The organism is Amycolatopsis plumensis (genome assembly GCF_042652605.1).
Taxonomy (GTDB): domain Bacteria; phylum Actinomycetota; class Actinomycetes; order Mycobacteriales; family Pseudonocardiaceae; genus Amycolatopsis; species Amycolatopsis plumensis.
The window spans coordinates 6,822,702-6,837,173 of sequence record NZ_JBHSJY010000001.1; the positions used below are offsets into that span (position 1 = coordinate 6,822,702).

17 protein-coding genes are annotated in these 14,472 nt (G+C 74.3%); 13 read left to right on the forward strand and 4 right to left on the reverse strand.

The window, feature by feature from the left end:
- Positions 1-3 precede the first annotated feature (3 nt).
- Positions 4-363 carry a hypothetical protein gene (locus tag ACFPLC_RS33085; RefSeq protein WP_378207036.1) on the forward strand — a complete coding sequence of 120 codons (360 nt, stop codon included), beginning with the start codon at positions 4-6 and terminating at the stop codon, positions 361-363.
- Here the strand turns inward: ACFPLC_RS33085 and ACFPLC_RS33090 are convergent.
- A complete protein-coding gene (locus ACFPLC_RS33090) occupies positions 347-1,135 on the reverse strand; it encodes a class I SAM-dependent methyltransferase (protein ID WP_378207039.1) in 789 nt (262 codons plus the stop codon). The genes ACFPLC_RS33085 and ACFPLC_RS33090 overlap by 17 nt on opposite strands.
- 24 nt (positions 1,136-1,159) lie before the next feature.
- On the opposite strand from ACFPLC_RS33090, the gene ACFPLC_RS33095 reads away from it, so the two are divergent.
- From ACFPLC_RS33095 to ligD (ACFPLC_RS33120), 6 genes are all read left to right on the forward strand, one after another.
- Positions 1,160-2,719 (forward strand): glycoside hydrolase family 13 protein, encoded by a 1,560-nt coding sequence (locus ACFPLC_RS33095; protein WP_378207042.1) that lies wholly within the window; start codon positions 1,160-1,162, stop codon positions 2,717-2,719.
- A 539-nt stretch (positions 2,720-3,258) separates the two neighbouring features.
- Positions 3,259-3,447: a hypothetical protein gene (locus ACFPLC_RS33100; RefSeq protein WP_378206260.1), complete on the forward strand. Its 189-nt coding sequence runs from the start codon at positions 3,259-3,261 to the stop codon at positions 3,445-3,447.
- A complete protein-coding gene (locus tag ACFPLC_RS33105) occupies positions 3,447-3,623 on the forward strand; it encodes a hypothetical protein (RefSeq protein WP_191306592.1) in 177 nt (58 codons plus the stop codon). Before ACFPLC_RS33100 ends, ACFPLC_RS33105 begins: the two co-directional genes overlap by 1 nt.
- Before the next feature lie 59 nt (positions 3,624-3,682).
- Positions 3,683-4,237: a hemerythrin domain-containing protein gene (locus ACFPLC_RS33110; protein ID WP_191306591.1), complete on the forward strand. Its 555-nt coding sequence runs from the start codon at positions 3,683-3,685 to the stop codon at positions 4,235-4,237.
- Between the two features lie 2 nt (positions 4,238-4,239).
- Positions 4,240-4,374, forward strand: coding sequence for a hypothetical protein (locus ACFPLC_RS33115; protein ID WP_268246846.1), 135 nt, complete (start codon positions 4,240-4,242; stop codon positions 4,372-4,374).
- Between the two features lie 17 nt (positions 4,375-4,391).
- A complete protein-coding gene (gene ligD / locus ACFPLC_RS33120) occupies positions 4,392-5,972 on the forward strand; it encodes a non-homologous end-joining DNA ligase (RefSeq protein WP_378206255.1) in 1,581 nt (526 codons plus the stop codon).
- Between the two features lie 3 nt (positions 5,973-5,975).
- Here ligD (ACFPLC_RS33120) and ACFPLC_RS33125 read toward each other — a convergent pair whose 3' ends face one another.
- Positions 5,976-6,917 carry a PfkB family carbohydrate kinase gene (locus ACFPLC_RS33125; protein ID WP_378236009.1) on the reverse strand — a complete coding sequence of 314 codons (942 nt, stop codon included), beginning with the start codon at positions 6,915-6,917 and terminating at the stop codon, positions 5,976-5,978.
- 124 nt (positions 6,918-7,041) lie between these two features.
- Between ACFPLC_RS33125 and ACFPLC_RS33130 the strand changes: the two genes are divergently transcribed.
- The 3 genes from ACFPLC_RS33130 to ACFPLC_RS33140 all read left to right on the forward strand — a co-directional run bounded on the left by ACFPLC_RS33130 (position 7,042) and on the right by ACFPLC_RS33140 (position 10,097).
- A complete protein-coding gene (locus tag ACFPLC_RS33130) occupies positions 7,042-8,667 on the forward strand; it encodes a RecQ family ATP-dependent DNA helicase (RefSeq protein ID WP_378206249.1) in 1,626 nt (541 codons plus the stop codon).
- Between the two features lie 142 nt (positions 8,668-8,809).
- Positions 8,810-9,586: an ANTAR domain-containing protein gene (locus tag ACFPLC_RS33135; RefSeq protein WP_378206246.1), complete on the forward strand. Its 777-nt coding sequence runs from the start codon at positions 8,810-8,812 to the stop codon at positions 9,584-9,586.
- A gap of 115 nt (positions 9,587-9,701) precedes the next feature.
- Positions 9,702-10,097, forward strand: coding sequence for an STAS domain-containing protein (locus tag ACFPLC_RS33140; RefSeq protein ID WP_191306587.1), 396 nt, complete (start codon positions 9,702-9,704; stop codon positions 10,095-10,097).
- A gap of 41 nt (positions 10,098-10,138) precedes the next feature.
- Here ACFPLC_RS33140 and ACFPLC_RS33145 read toward each other — a convergent pair whose 3' ends face one another.
- Both ACFPLC_RS33145 and ACFPLC_RS33150 read right to left on the reverse strand, forming a co-directional pair.
- Entirely contained in the window at positions 10,139-11,587 is a 1,449-nt protein-coding gene (locus ACFPLC_RS33145) for a PP2C family protein-serine/threonine phosphatase (protein WP_378206243.1), read from the reverse strand.
- A gap of 4 nt (positions 11,588-11,591) precedes the next feature.
- A complete protein-coding gene (locus ACFPLC_RS33150) occupies positions 11,592-12,329 on the reverse strand; it encodes an ANTAR domain-containing protein (RefSeq protein WP_378206240.1) in 738 nt (245 codons plus the stop codon).
- 60 nt (positions 12,330-12,389) lie between these two features.
- Between ACFPLC_RS33150 and ACFPLC_RS33155 the strand changes: the two genes are divergently transcribed.
- From ACFPLC_RS33155 to ligD (ACFPLC_RS33165), 3 genes are all read left to right on the forward strand, one after another.
- The gene (locus ACFPLC_RS33155) at positions 12,390-12,590 is read left to right on the forward strand and encodes a hypothetical protein (RefSeq protein WP_378206237.1); all 201 of its coding nucleotides are present in this window, start codon (positions 12,390-12,392) and stop codon (positions 12,588-12,590) included.
- A 64-nt stretch (positions 12,591-12,654) separates the two neighbouring features.
- Complete coding sequence (locus tag ACFPLC_RS33160) at positions 12,655-13,401, forward strand: ANTAR domain-containing response regulator (RefSeq protein WP_378206235.1); 747 nt, start codon at positions 12,655-12,657, stop codon at positions 13,399-13,401.
- Between the two features lie 9 nt (positions 13,402-13,410).
- Positions 13,411-14,331, forward strand: a complete 921-nt coding sequence (gene ligD, locus ACFPLC_RS33165; RefSeq protein WP_378206232.1) for a non-homologous end-joining DNA ligase — start codon at positions 13,411-13,413, stop codon at positions 14,329-14,331.
- The last annotated feature ends 141 nt before the right edge of the window (positions 14,332-14,472 follow it).

Here is a 14,472-nt window from a genome sequence, read left to right on the forward strand (position 1 = left end):
CGCATGACCGACATCGCCGGGATGAAGGCCGAGCTCGACGGCCTCGTGCGCGAACAGGCCGATCGCCGTGCCCTGCGCGAACAGCAGGGCGAGGAGATCAAGGCGCGCTCCCACGAGTACATGACCAAGCAGGTCCAGGCGGCCGAACGGTACGTGCAGCACGTCCGCGAAATGGCCCTGCGCAAGACGAAGTCCGGCTGGAGCACCGACCGCTCGCACGCCGAACCGGCCTCCGCCTTCGCCGCCGAGGAGTACTCCGCCGGCTTCGAACCGGCGCCGCGGCCCGTGCGGGACGAGCCGCGGGCCGCGCGACGGCCCCGGGCCGCCGTCGAAGAGGACGAGGACTTCAACAACCCCTGGTGAACCACAGGTCGACGGCGATTTCGGGCAGCCGCAGGGTGAACGTCTCCGCCGAAGCCAGCCGTCGCCGGAGTTCCGCTTCGAACGCGGCCCGCCGGTCGCCGAACAGGTGCGGTGCCGAGCTCGACAGTGAGAACACCCCGGCGACGACGTCGTCGACCGTCCGGGTCACCACCCGCCCTGGCACCTCGAACCGCCGCGGGCCGTGGAAGCCCGCCGCGCGGTAGATCGCCGCCTCGCCGCCAGGCGTGCCCGCGGGCAGCGCACTCCGGCCCGCGCGCCGCACCGGGCCGAGGTATTCGCGCACCAGCTCCGCGATCGCCGGGTGGACGCTCTCGTGCGTCGACGCGTGCACGTGGGCGCAGACCCCGTCCGGCGTCAGTGTTCCCCGCACCGCGGCGGCGACGCGGGGCCGGTCCAACCAGTGAAAGGACTGCGCGAAGGTGACCAGCCGGAACCGCCCCAGCCCGGCGGGCAGCTCTTCCGCGCGCCGGTGCACCCACCGGCAGTTGCCGGCGTTCACCGCGAGCCGGCTCGCTTCGGCGAGCATGTCGCCGTCGGCGTCGAGCCCCAACGCCTCCTCGAACAGCCCGGCCAGCAGCAGCGTCAGCGACCCCGGGCCGCAGCCGACGTCGAGCAGCCGCCCGGTGCCGTCCAGCCCGAGCTCTTCGGCGAAGGCCGTGGCGAGCTCGGGGGGATACGCCGCGCGGCCCTGCGCGTAGTACCGCGCGCTGCCCGAATAGAGGGACGGATCCCATTCCCACGCGTCGGTCACGTCCCCAGCGTAGATACTCGGGTCATGGACGGCTGGTGGCGCGACGCGGTGGTCTACGAGGTCTACGTCCGCAGCTTCGCCGACTCCGGCGGCGACGGCACCGGGGATCTCGCCGGTCTCCGCGCTCGCTTGGGATATCTGGCCGAGCTGGGTGTCGACGCCGTGTGGACCACGCCGTGGTACCGCTCGCCGATGGTCGACGGCGGGTACGACGTCGAGGATCACCGGTCGGTGGACCCGCTGTTCGGCACCGACGCCGACGCCGTCGCGCTGATCACCGAGGCGCACCGGCTCGGGCTGCGCGTGGTGATCGACGTCGTTCCGAACCACACCTCGGACCGGCACCGGTGGTTTCGCGCCGCGCTGGCTGCCGGCCCCGGCTCGCCCGAACGCGCGCGCTACCACTTCCGGCCCGGCCGCGGCGACCGGCCGCCGAACGACTGGCGCAGCGTCTTCGGCGGCCCCGCCTGGACCCGCGCGCCCGACGGCGAGTGGTACCTGCACCTGTTCGCCCCGGAGCAGCCGGACCTCGACTGGGAACACCCGGAAGTCCGCGCGGACTTCGAAGACCTGCTGCGGTTCTGGTTCGCCCGCGGGGTCGACGGCGTCCGCATCGACGTCGCCCACGGCCTGCTCAAGGACCCGGAGTTCCCCGACCTCGGCGTGGACGACGAGGAGATCGTGCGGCCACCGGACCGCAGCCGCCATCCGCACTGGGACCGCGACGGCGTGCACGAGATCTACCGGTCGTGGCGCCGGGTCGCGGCCGAGTTCGGCCCGGACCGCGTGTTCGTCGCCGAGGCGTGGGTCGACCGCCCGGACCGGCTCGCCCGGTACGTCCGCCCGGACGAGCTGCACACCGCGTTCAACTTCGACTTCCTGCGCTGCGCCTGGGATCCGGCCGCGTTGCGGGAGGTTATCGACCGGACCTTGGCCGCCCTCCACGCGGTCGGCGCGCCGGCGACCTGGGTGTTGTCGAACCACGACGTGGTCCGCCACGTCACCCGCTTCGGCGGCGGACGGCTGGGGACGCGGCGGGCCAGGGCGGCGCTGCTGCTGATGCTCGCGCTGCCCGGGGGCGCCTACCTGTACCAGGGTGAGGAATTGGGGTTGGCGGAGGTCGAGGACCTGCCCGATGAGCTGCTGGCCGACCCGACGTGGGAGCGCTCGGGACGCACCCGCCGCGGCCGCGACGGCTGCCGCGTCCCGCTGCCGTGGTCGGGAACGGAGCCCCCGTTCGGCTTCACCGACGGCGGCGCACCGGCCTGGCTGCCCCAGCCGGCCGGGTGGCGGACCCTGACGGCCGAGGCGCAGGCGGCCGACCCGGACTCGATGCTCGCCCTGTACCGCACGGCGCTCGCGCTGCGGCGGGAGCACCCGGCACTGGGGGACGGGACGATGACGTGGTCGCCCGCGCCGGAGGGGGTGCTGTCGTTCACGCGCGAGCCGGGGTTCGGCTGCGTGGTGAACCTGGGGGACGGCCCGTGCGGGCTGCCCGAGGACGCGCGGGTGGTGCTGGCGAGCGGACCGCTCGACGGCGGCCGGGTCCCGCCGGACACCGCGGTGTGGTTCGGCGTGGGGTGATCGGGGGCGGGGCGATCGGCCCGGCGCCGGGTGGATGGTCGCGAGACATCCTCGCCGCCCGCCCGCCCGCCCGCCCGCCCTCCGCCGCCCGCGCCGCCCGCACCCGCGGTGTCGCCGCCGCGCCGCCAAGGCGCCCCACCGCGTGCCGCCCCGCCGCCCGCCCTCCGCCGCTTCGCCAGCGCCGCCTGCACCCGCGGTGTCGCTGCCCCGCCGCCAAGGCGCCCGCCGCGTGCCGCCCTGCCGCTTCGCTGCCCCGCCGCCCGCCGCCCGCCGCCCGCCGCTTTGCCAGCGCCGCCCGCACCCGCCGCGTTGCAACCTCGCCGCCGTGTCGCCAAGTCGCCCCGCCGCGCGGCCACCCCGCCGCCTCGCTCCGCCACCCCGCCGCCGCGGTCGTGCCGAGCCGCACCCCAGCCACAGAAGGGCTCGCCGGGAGTTGAACCCGGGCCCGCCACCCGGTTCGGTAAAGGGGTGTGAAACCCGGCGCGGCGGGGTATCCGGTCCCGTTCGTTTCGCCGCCGAATCGCTCCGGAGGTCTTCCGATGCCCGTGCGCACCGCCACTCCGCCCGCCCAGGATGTCGTCGGCCTGGCTCTGGAAGTTCTTGCCGCGCAAGGACTCAGCCGTCCGGCCGCGCAGGCCGCCCTGGTTTCCATGGCCAAGGAGCGAGGCCTGACCGTGGCGCGGTCCGCCGCGCTCGTCGTGGCCGCCGTCGATGGGCGGGTGGGCTGATGGCCTTCACCGCACGGGCCGGGGACCAGGACACCGCCTCCGTCGGCGGGAGCGTGCTGCTCGCCGTCGGGCTCGTCGTCGCCTTCTTCGGCTGGTGGTCCTGGTGGGCCGTCGCCGGGCTCGCCGTCGCCGCCGCGGGCGCGCTGTGGCTCACAGTCGCCCGCCGGGACGAGTAAGCCGTCCGGGATGGGGAACGCCGCTTCCGACCGAGCATCGAGCCAGGAGGAGGCCGTTCATGGCGGAGCACGACGAAGACGTCATCCAATTGCTGGAGCGCCAGCACCGGGAAATCCGCGAGCTGTTCGCCGAGCTGGAGACCGCGGAGGGTGACCGGCGGCGGGACCTGTTCCACGACCTCGTGCGGCTGCTGGCCGTGCACGAGACGGCGGAGGAACTGGTCGTGCACCCCGAAATCCGCGACCTCGAGCCCGCGGCGAAGCCCGTCGTCGAAGCCCGGCTGGGCGAGGAGCACCGGGCCAAGGAACTGCTGACCACCCTGCAGAAGATGGGGCCGGAGGCCGACGGCTTCGACACCCTGCTCGTCCAGCTGCGCGAGGACGTCCTCGCGCACGCCGAGCACGAGGAGCGCGAGGAGTTCCCGCTGCTGCGGGCGCACCGCCCGCCGGAGCGGCTCCGGGCGATGGCCGCCACCGCGAAGGTGGCCGAAGCCGTCGGGCCGACCCGGCCGCACCCAGGCGTCGAGAGCGCGAAGGCCAATCTGCTGCTGGGCGCGCCCGCGGCGATCATGGACCGGGCCCGGGACCTCATCCGCGGCGCGCTGGGCGGCTGACCATGACCGAGCCGGAAGAAGACGTCACCGATCCGGAGGAATTCGCCGAGGAGGCCGGGATCGACCCGACCCCGCAGGAGGTCGCCGAATACGAGGAGCTGGCGAAGAAGAACCCGCCCTGGTCGTCGCCGGACTGAGTGGGTACTCCACGGGCATGGCAGCAGACCCGGCCCGCAAACTGCGGCGCTACCAGGAGATGCGCGACTTCGACCGTACCGCGGAGCCGGCCGGCGGGGCCGCGGCGGACGTCGACGGCCACCGGTTCGTCGTGCAGCGGCACCGGGCGCGCCGGCTGCACTACGACTTCCGCCTGGAACTCGACGGCGTGCTGGTCAGCTGGGCCGTGCCGAAGGGACCCACGCTGGACCCGAAGGCCCGCCGGCTGGCCGTGCACGTCGAAGATCACCCGATCGAGTACGCCGGGTTCGAGGGTGTCATCCCGCGCGGCGAATACGGCGGCGGGGACGTCATCGTCTGGGACCGCGGCGTCTGGCGGCCGGTCGAAGCCGACCCGGCCCGCGCGATCGAGGCCGGGACGCTGCACTTCGACCTCGACGGCGAGAAGCTGGCCGGCCGGTTCGTCCTCGTCCGGACCAGCCGCGGTGAGAAGGACCAGTGGTTCCTCCTGCACAAGCAGGACGAGCACGCGCAGGCCGGCTGGGACGCCGAAGACCACCCGCGCTCGGTGAAGAGCGGCCGCACCAACGACGAGGTCGCGGCCGCTCCCGACGCCCTCTGGCACGGCGACCGCCCGGCCGCCGAGGCGGAGGAGCCGGTCGCCGGCTGGCAGGCCCCCACCGAAGACGAACTCGCCGCCCTCGACGCGCTGGGCGCCAAGGGCCGGTGGTCGGTCGCGGGCCGGGAGCTGGCCCTGACCAACCTGGACAAGGTGCTCTTTCCCGCGGCCGACGGCGGGAAGCCGGTCACCAAGCGTGACCTCATCCGGTACTACGTCACGGTCGCGCCGTCGATGCTGCCGTACCTGGCGGGCCGCCCGCTCAACACCCACCGGTTCCCGCAGGGCGTCACCGAGGCGGGCTTCTGGCAGAAGGAAGTCCCGCGGCACGCGCCCGACTGGCTGACGACCTGGCGCAACGAGCGCGCCGACCCGGGGGAGAGCCAGCGGTACGTCGTCGCCGACAGCGTCGCGGCCCTGGCCTGGCTGGCCAACTACGGGGCGCTGGAGCTGCACGCGTGGACCTCCCGGGCCGCCGACGTCGACCACCCGACGTGGGTGCTGTTCGACATCGACCCGGGCCCGGAGACGACGTTCGAGGAGGTCCTCGACCTGGCGCGGCTGCACCGCACCGCGCTCGAGCACCTCGGCCTCACCGGACGGCCCAAGGTGACCGGGCAGCGCGGCATCCAGGTGTGGGTGCCGATCGAGCCGCATTGCACCTTCGAGCAGACCCGCGCGTGGGCGGAGACGGTGTCCAAGACGATCGGGCGGGTGCTGCCCGACCTGGTCAGCTGGGCCTGGACGAAGGACAAGCGCCGCGGCCGCGCCCGGCTCGACTACACGCAGAACGTGCTGAACAAAACACTGGTCGCGCCCTACAGCGTCCGTCCGCGGCCCGGTGCGCCGGTTTCGGTGCCAATGGAATGGGACGAGCTCGACGACCCGGAGCTGGCGCCCGACCGGTGGACGATCCGCGACGTCCCGGCGCGCCTGGCCGAGCGCGGGGACCCGTTCTCGGTGCTCCTGGGGCTCCGCCAGAAGCTGCCCGGCCTGTAGCCCTCAGGCCTGGACGGTCTCCAGCTCTCGCGGCTGCAGCCGGTCGAGTTCCGCGCGGGACAGGTGCGGGCGCCCGCCAGCGTGCCCGGTCGTCGCCGCGGCGGCCGCGACGGCCAGGCTCGCCGCCGTCTCCAGGGGACGGCGGCGGGTCAGTGCCGCGGTCAGGGTGGCGACCAGCGCGTCCCCGGCACCGGTCGGGTCGACGACCTCGGTGTCGACGTCCGGCACGAACCAGGTGCCCTCCGGCCCGGCGAACAGGTTGCCCTGCCCGGACACCTCCAGCACGACCAGGGACGGGCCTCGCCGCCGGAGGTCCGCGGCGGCGCGCGCGGCGGCGGCCACGTCGTCCACCGGCCGGCCGGTGAGGAGCTCGGCTTCGTGGCCGTCCGCGCGCACGACATCGGCGAGCGCGAGCAGGTCCGACGTCAGCGTGTCGTCCTGCGGGGCGCCGTCGAGCACGACCCGGGTGCCCGCCGTGTGCGCCAGGCGGGCCGCCATCAGGGCGGCCGGCGCCGGCTGCTGCAGCTGCACGATGAGGGACGCGGCCGCCGAGATCGGGGCGGACGCGGCGAAGACGTCGTTCTCGGTGAGCAGCGTGCCCTCCGGGACGTGCTCGAGGTAGCGGCGCCGGCCGTGGTCCTCGACGACGTCGACGAGCAGGGCCGTCTCGGTGCCCGCCCGGCGGATCACGTGGGAGGTGCCGATCCGGTCGGCCCGGGCCTGCGCGAGCAGCGCGTCCCCGCTGCGGTCGCGGCCGACGACGCCGACCAGCGACACCGACACCCCGAGCTGGCCCAGCGCCACGGCCTGGTTCGCGCCCTTCCCGCCGAGCAGCTCCTGGCGGTGCCGCACCGGCGCCGACGAGTCCGCGCCGGGTGCGTCCGGGACTTCGATCACCAGGTCGCGGGCGATCTGCCCGGCGACGACCACTTCGCTGAACATCATCGGGACCACCGGTGGGTCATGGCGCCTCCTCGGATCACCGTTCGGTTACCCAGGGTGTGCAACGGGGTAAACCGCTCGTTCGGGTCGGCGGTTGCCGGGCGCCGTCCGGGGTAGCCCTGCCGCCATGAGCGACGACGGGAAGATGGCCGAGCTGCGCCGACTGGCCGCGGACCGCTTCGGCTGGGCCGAGCTGTCCGCCGAGCAGACCGAGGCGATGCGCGCGGCGGCCGGGGAGCGGGACGTGCTGGCGGTGCTGCCCACCGGGGCCGGCAAATCGGCGATCTACCAGGTCCCCGCCCTGGTGCTGCCCGGCCCGACGGTGATCGTTTCTCCGTTGCTGGCGCTGCAGCGCGACCAGATCGAGGGCCTGGACGCCGCGCCGGTGCCCGACGCGGTGGCCCTCGACTCGCGGCAGTCGGCGGGCGAGCGGGACCGGGTGTGGGCGGCGATCCGGGGCGGCACGGCGGAGTACGTCTTCCTGTCGCCGGAGCAGCTCGCGAAGGACGAGGTCGTCACCGGGCTGGCCGAGGCGGGCGTGTCCCTGTTCGTCGTCGACGAAGCCCACTGCGTTTCCGCGTGGGGCCACGACTTCCGGCCCGACTACCTGCGGCTGGCCCCGGTGATCGACCGGCTGGGCCGTCCGCCGGTCATCGCCCTCACCGCCACCGCGGCCGCGCCGGTCCGCGACGACATCGTCGCCGCGCTGGGCCTGCGTGACCCGGTGCGGGTGATCGCGAGCTTCGACCGGCCGAACCTGCACCTGGCCGTCGCGCGGTTCACCGACGACGCCGGCAAGCGCGCCGCGGTGGTCGACCGGGTGGCGGCGATGTCCGGCAGCGGGCTGCTCTACACCGCGAGCCGCCGGGAGACCGAGGACTACGCGGAGGCGCTGTCGGCCCGGGGTGTCCGCGCCTTCGCCTACCACGGCGGCATGAAGGCGGCCGACCGCGACGCGGTGCACGGGCGGTTCGCCGCGGGGGAGACCGACGTCGTGGTGGCGACCTCGGCGTTCGGCATGGGCATCGACCAGCCCGGCGTGCGGTTCGTGGTGCACGCGTCCGTCCCGGACTCGGTCGACACGTACTACCAGCAGATCGGCCGCGCGGGCCGCGACGGCGAACCGGCCGAGGTGCTGCTCTGCTACCGGCCCGAAGACCTGGCGCGGCAACGGTTCCTCACCCGGTCCGCGCCGCCGGAGGCCGAGCTCCGGGCCGTGGTCGAAGCGCTGCGGCCGGGACCGCTGGGCCGGCGGCAGCTGGCCGAAGCCGTGCCCGGCCCGTCCGCGCGGCGGACCCGCGCCCTCGGCCTGCTCGAACGCTGCGGCGACGTGCTGACCGGGCCGGACGGCCGGTTCGCGCTCACCGACGGCCGCGCGGGCACCGGGGCGGTCGTCGGGCGGGCGCTCGAAGCGGCGGAGCGGGCGGCCGAGCTGGTCCGCTCGCGGGTGGAGATGCTGCGCGCGTACGCGGAAACCACCGGCTGCCGCCGCCGGTACCTGCTCGGGTACTTCGGCGAGGAACTCGCGGCGCCGTGCGGCAACTGTGACACCTGCGAAGCCGGTGCCACGGCCGAGGAACCGTCGCCGGCCGGGGAGTTCCGCGCGGAGCACGTCGTCCGGCACGCCGAGTGGGGCCGCGGGGTCGTGATGACCGTCGAGGAGGACAAGCTCACCGTCCTCTTCGACGACGTCGGCTACCGGACGCTGTCGCTGCCGGTGGTGCAGGAACAGGACCTCCTCGAGCGCTGCTGAGCGCAGCCGGGTGATCGGGTTCCCCCGGACGGCCCTGCCGGGTGGCCCGTCCGCGTGGCCGGTCCCACAAATTCCGGCCGCGTCGGAGGCGGCGGACCGCCGCGTGCGGTAAATCAAGGGGACCAAGACCGGTGGAGGAACGGTGACCGAAACACTCGTGAACGCGGCGGATCGCTGGAGACCCCTCGCCGAACTGCTCCAGGCGCTGCTCGAGCGCATCTCCGGCGAAGTGCCGGGCTGGCTCGGCGCGGGCCTGACCGTCGGCCGCGGCGACCGGCCGCTGCGGGTGCTGGCCACCGCGGGCGTCGCCGAGCAGCTGATGCCCGCCCAGCTGGCGCACGGCGGCCCGGTCGTGGTCGCGGCCGATACCGGCGAGCCGGTCGTCACGGACCGCCTCTTCGGCGACCCGCGCTGGCCGGAGCTGCTCCGCGAGACCGTGTTCGACGGCGGCCCGGCGGCGGAGACGATCCGCGGCGCCGCGGCGCTGCCCGGGTTCTGGGACGAAGACGGTGCGTTCGTCCTGTCGGTCACGCTCGACCGCGCCCCGGACGAGGAAACCCTCGCCGTGCTGCGGCGGTACGCGAAACTCACCGAGATGACCCTCGTGGTCGCCGAGACCGCCACCGCGGGCGACCCCGACCAGACGCTGGACCTGCTGGCCTCCCGGGCCGCCATCGAGCAGGCGAAGGGCGCGATCATGGCGGTCCGCCGGTGCCCGCCGGACGAGGCCTGGCAGACGCTGCGCCGGGCCAGCCAGGAGTTCAACGTCAAGGTTCGCGAGCTGGCCGTCGCCCTCGTCGAGTACCTGGGCGGCGAGGTGGCGGCCCCGGCGCAGGGCGTCCGGGAAATCCGGCCGAGTGCGCCGGCCCACCGCGCCGCGGAACGGCTCTGGTCGGCGTTCACGAACGTCTCGCCCTGAAGGAGAGCGTTTCCGGATCGGGCGTTTGGGTATCAAGACCCCGTCCTTGATCACTCTCCCGTGATCACCACACTGTGCCGCCGGCCCCGGCCGGCGCGGAAGGCCAACCGAACCCGTGTCCCCTGCCATTCCGGTCCCCACCCGGTCCGCGCCGCTGGTCGCGCGCCGGACGGAGTACCGCCCCGGTTTCCTCGTGCTCACCCTCGCCGGCGAAATCGACGCGCTGACCCTGCCGATCCTCGAGCGCGAGCTGGGATCGGCCCCACCGGGGACGACCGTGGTGGACCTCACGCAGGTGGCCTTCGTCGGCCTGGCCGGCGCCCGCGCCCTGGCCGCGGCCGCCGAGCGGGCGGGCGCCGCGGGACGGCGCTTCGGGGTCGTGGCGAACAGCCGGACCCTGGCACGCCTGTTCCGGATCACCGGGCTGGCCGCCGTCGTGCCGATGTTCGCGTCGCTGTCCGATGCGCTGCGAGAGCTCCTGGCGCCCGAGGTGCACGACACCGCCTGCTGACCCGGGCCGGTCTCATTCGCTGCGAGCGGCGGCGCGGGTGCTCACCACCGGCGTGCCGGTGCGAGCGCGTCCGCCGAGGACCCTCGACGCGGGTTCCACCGGGCGATCAGCACGGCCGCGTCCTGTCGGAACTCCCCGCCGCCGTGGGTGAGGACCGCCCGGGCGAGCCGGCGGGCGACCTCCGGGGGCAGTTCGCCGGCGTCGCGGGCCAGGTGGGCGGTGATCCGCGCGCGGCCGAACGGCTCCCCGGCACCGTCCGCGGTTTCGGCGACGCCCCGGGAGCACAGCGCGAGCAGGTCGCCCGGTTCGAGCCGCAGCTCCGTGACCGGCGGTGGCCCGCCGGCCGCGGTGAAGCCCGGTGCGGTGAGCCCGGTGACCGGCAGGACCTCGCTCCCGCGGACGACCACGGGCTCCGGGAACCCGCCGCCGAGCACGCGTAGCTCGCCGGTGCCCAGATCCAGCTCGGCGAGCACGCCCCCGACGGCCGGGAGGCCGGACCGGCCGTCGAGCTCGGCGCCGATCGCCGTGAACTGCTCAGCGAGGGATGCGCCGCCGTGGCGAGCGGCGCGGTAGGCGGCGAGGGCGCTCACGACCGCCGTGTTCGCGCCGCGCGTGCGCGCGCCGGTGTCGAACATCGCCACCTGGGCGCGCTCCTCCGAGAGAGCGTAGTCGAACACGGTGCCGCAGAGGTCGTAGACCGGCTGGACGCTCCCGCCCACGACGACGCGGTCCGTCGCGCCGGTCAGCGGCGGCAGGCTCTGCCACAGTAGTTCGGCGGGGGAATCGCGGCGCCGGAGCCGGCGACGGCGGTCCAGCCCGTCGCCGTACTGGGTGGTGATCGTGACGAGGTGCCCGAGCAGCGCGGACAGCCACCGGCACTGCTCCCGCAGCGCGGGGTCGTCCGGGCCGGCGTCACCGGCCGGGACGATTTCGAGGACCCCGAGCCGTTCCACGCCGTCGAGCAAGACCGTCCACAATGTCCCGTCGCGGGTCAGGGTGGCGGCGCGGCGGTACACGTCCCCGCCGACGGTGGTGTCGATGTCGAGGGCCGCGGCGCCGGGCTGCAGCGGCATGAGGGTGCGCTGGTCGTAGTCGGCCAGGTAGACGCCGATCGTCAGGTCGAGCGCGCGGCCCGCTTCGGCGACGACGGCCGGGAGCCGCTCCGGCGGGGCGCGGTGGGCGCCTTCGAGCAGGTCGACCAGCGCCTTCAGGGGACCGTGCAACGGCTTCGCGTCCTGCACCGAATGGCTGTAGGGCGCGCGGGCCGGGCCGGCCACCTCGTCGAGCCGCTCGTTGACGGCGTGGGCGACCATGTCGCGGTCGACGCGGGGGAGCGTGACCAGCCCGTTGAGGTAGGCGTCCAGCTCCAGCAGGCTCAGGCTGCCGCCGAGCGCGAAGTACCGCATCCACAGCTGTTCCAGCGTCAGCTCGCTCCGGGTGAAGCAGGCGGCGACCAGCCGCCGCTGTTCCTCCTCGGGCAGGAAACGCATGCGCTCACCCTTCCGACGGCACGGGGCCGACGAGGTGCGCGGCGGCCTCGGCCGGGGTGGTGCCGCCGTCGCGGGCCAGCGCCAGCAGGCGGTCGAACGCGGCCTCCTCGCCGAGCCCCTCCCGGCCCATGAGGAAGCCCTTCGCCATGGCGATCCGGTCCCGGTCGCGCAGGGTGTCCTTGAACTGCTCGCTGAACCGGCCGGCCCGCTCGTAGGCGTGCGCGTTGGCGACCAGGACCGCGGCGCGGTCGGCGAAGGACACCAGCGCCCGCTCGTCGACGGGACCGAAGGCGCCGGGAGCCGTCGCGTAGATCTTGATGGCGCCGTGGCAGCCGTCTTCGGTGACCATCGGGGCGGTGACGACCGACCGCAGCCCCGAGCCGGCGACCGCGGCGCACCACCGGGTCCAGCGCCGTTCGGTGGCGACGTCGTCGATCCGCTGGGGCGAGCAGCCGGTCAGCGCGGCCAGGCAGGGACCTTCGCCGAGCTCGTACTGGAGGGCGTCGGCCTCCCGCACCAGCGGGCCCGAGGCGCTCGTCGTGACGAAGCCGCCGCCGGTGTCGACGAGGGTCACCCCCACGCCCGAGGCGGCCGGGATCGTCGTCCCGGCCAGCGAAACGATCAATTCCAGCACCGAATCCACGGTTTCGCGCGACAGCAGCAGCCCGGCCATCCGGGCGGCGACGGCGGCGAGCTCACCGTCCAGCGGCAGCTCGCCCGGTGCGGCCTGTTCCGACGACATGGCCGGGGATTACCAATCCGGGGGCATCGGTAAACCCCCGCGGAGTACCCCGCGGCGCGGGTGGGTCGGCACGGTGAACGGGCAGCTGAGGCGGGGCATTCTCCCCGCGCGTCGACGCTCCTCGCGCTCTGGCGGCAGATCGCGGGCCGCTATGCCGACCTGGCCGGGGTCGCGGCCTGGGGGCGGGAGCGGCGGCTTCCGCTGTTCATCGGGGAGTTCGGGGCCTTCTCCGCGGCGGACCCGGTCTCCCGCGCGCGGTGACCCGCGGACATGGATCGGCGGCGGAGTGGGTACCCGGCTTCGCGTCCGAACGGGAGGAGCAGCCATGGATCGCCCGGACCCCGCCGCCCCGGCGTCGCCCTTGTTCGACGAGGTCACCGGGGCGCTGGAAGCACTCACCGCGGTGCTGCGGGAGGAGGACGACTTCCGGATCCTGCTGCAGCACGTGTGCCGGCAGGTCCGCCACGTCGTCCCCGGCGTCGACGAAGCGTCGATCACGCTGGTGACCGGGGAGGTGCCGCACACGGCGACCGCGACGGGCGAGGTGGTGGCCGAGCTCGACCGCGAGCAGTACCGGATCGGCGACGGCCCGTGCCTGGCGGCGATGCGCGGCGGCAAGATCGTCCGCACCACGGTGGCCGACGCGTCGCAGGTGTGGCCGGGCTTCGCCAGGGGCGCCCGGGAGGCCGGCTTCGGCAGCTTCCTGGCGGCGCCCCTGGTGGCCGACGAGCAGTTCTCCGGCGCGGTCAACTGCTACGGACGGCAGGACGACGGCTTCGCGGAAGTCGGAGCGCAGCTGCTGGAGCTCTACACGGCCGCGGTCGAGGCGATCCTGCGCGTGTACCGCCGGTACCTGCACGCCCGCGAGACCGCCGAGCACCTGCGGACCGCGCTGACCTCCCGCGCGGTCATCGACCAGGCCAAGGGCATGCTGATGGCGATCCGCCAGGTCGACGCCGACGACGCCTTCGCCCTCCTGGTGGAGCAGTCGCAGCGGGAGAACGTCAAGCTGCGCGAAGTCGCGGAGCGGTTCGTCGAGCGGGTGCTCTCCGGGCACGTCCTGCCGCGGTAACGTGAGGTCGTGGCGGGGAGCAGGATCACGGTGCGGGTCGGCGAACGGCAGCTGACCCTCTCGAACCTCGAGAAGGTGCTCTACCCCCGGCACGGTTTCACCAAGGGCGAGGTGCTCGACTACTACACGCGGATCGCGCCGGTGCTGCTGCCGCACATCCGCGACCGGGCGATGACGTTCGTGCGGTTCCCCGACGGCGTCGCCGGCGGTTCGTTCTTCGAAAAGGACGTCTCCCGGCACGCCCCGGACTGGGTCCGGACCGCGCGCCTGACCGTCGGCGGCCGCCGCAAGGACCCCGAGCTCGTCGCGTACCCGCTGATCAACGACCTGCCCGAACTCGTGTGGGCGGCCAACCTCGCGGCCCTCGAACTGCACGTCCACCAGTGGACGGTCGGGCCCGGCGACGAGCGCGGCACCCCGGACCGGCTGGTGTTCGACCTCGATCCGGGGCCCGGCGCGTCGGTGGTCGACTGCAGCCGGGTCGCCGAACGGCTGCACGACGTCCTCGTCGAGGACGGGCTGACCCCGGTGGCGAAGACCAGTGGCTCCAAGGGGATGCAGCTCTACGCCGGCGTCGTGACGACGGACGGCGGCGAGCCGTCGCGGTACGCCAAGGCGCTGGCCGAGCGGCTCGCCGCGGAGACACCGGACCTGGTCGTGGCGCGGATGACGAAGAACCTGCGCCCGGGCAAGGTCTTCATCGACTGGAGCCAGAACAACCCGTTCAAGACGACCGTGGCGCCGTACTCGCTGCGGGGGCGCGACGAGCCCACGGTGTCGACACCGGTCACCTGGGACGAGGTCCGCGCCTGCCGGCACGTCACGCACCTGAGGTTCACCGCGGGCGAAGTCCTGGAGCGCGTCGAAGACTTCGGAGATCTGTTCGCCGATCTGGAACGCACCCGGGTACCGATTCCTGCGTTCGGCTGAACTTCGGGAACCTCCATTCGCTCCGGCCGCGCCGGGGTGATTCCGGTGAATTGCGGGAAAACGCCGTCACCTGCGGATTTGATCGTCCACAATGGATTGATGCACGTGCAGGCGGGCGTGTCGCTGCACGGCAGCGGATTG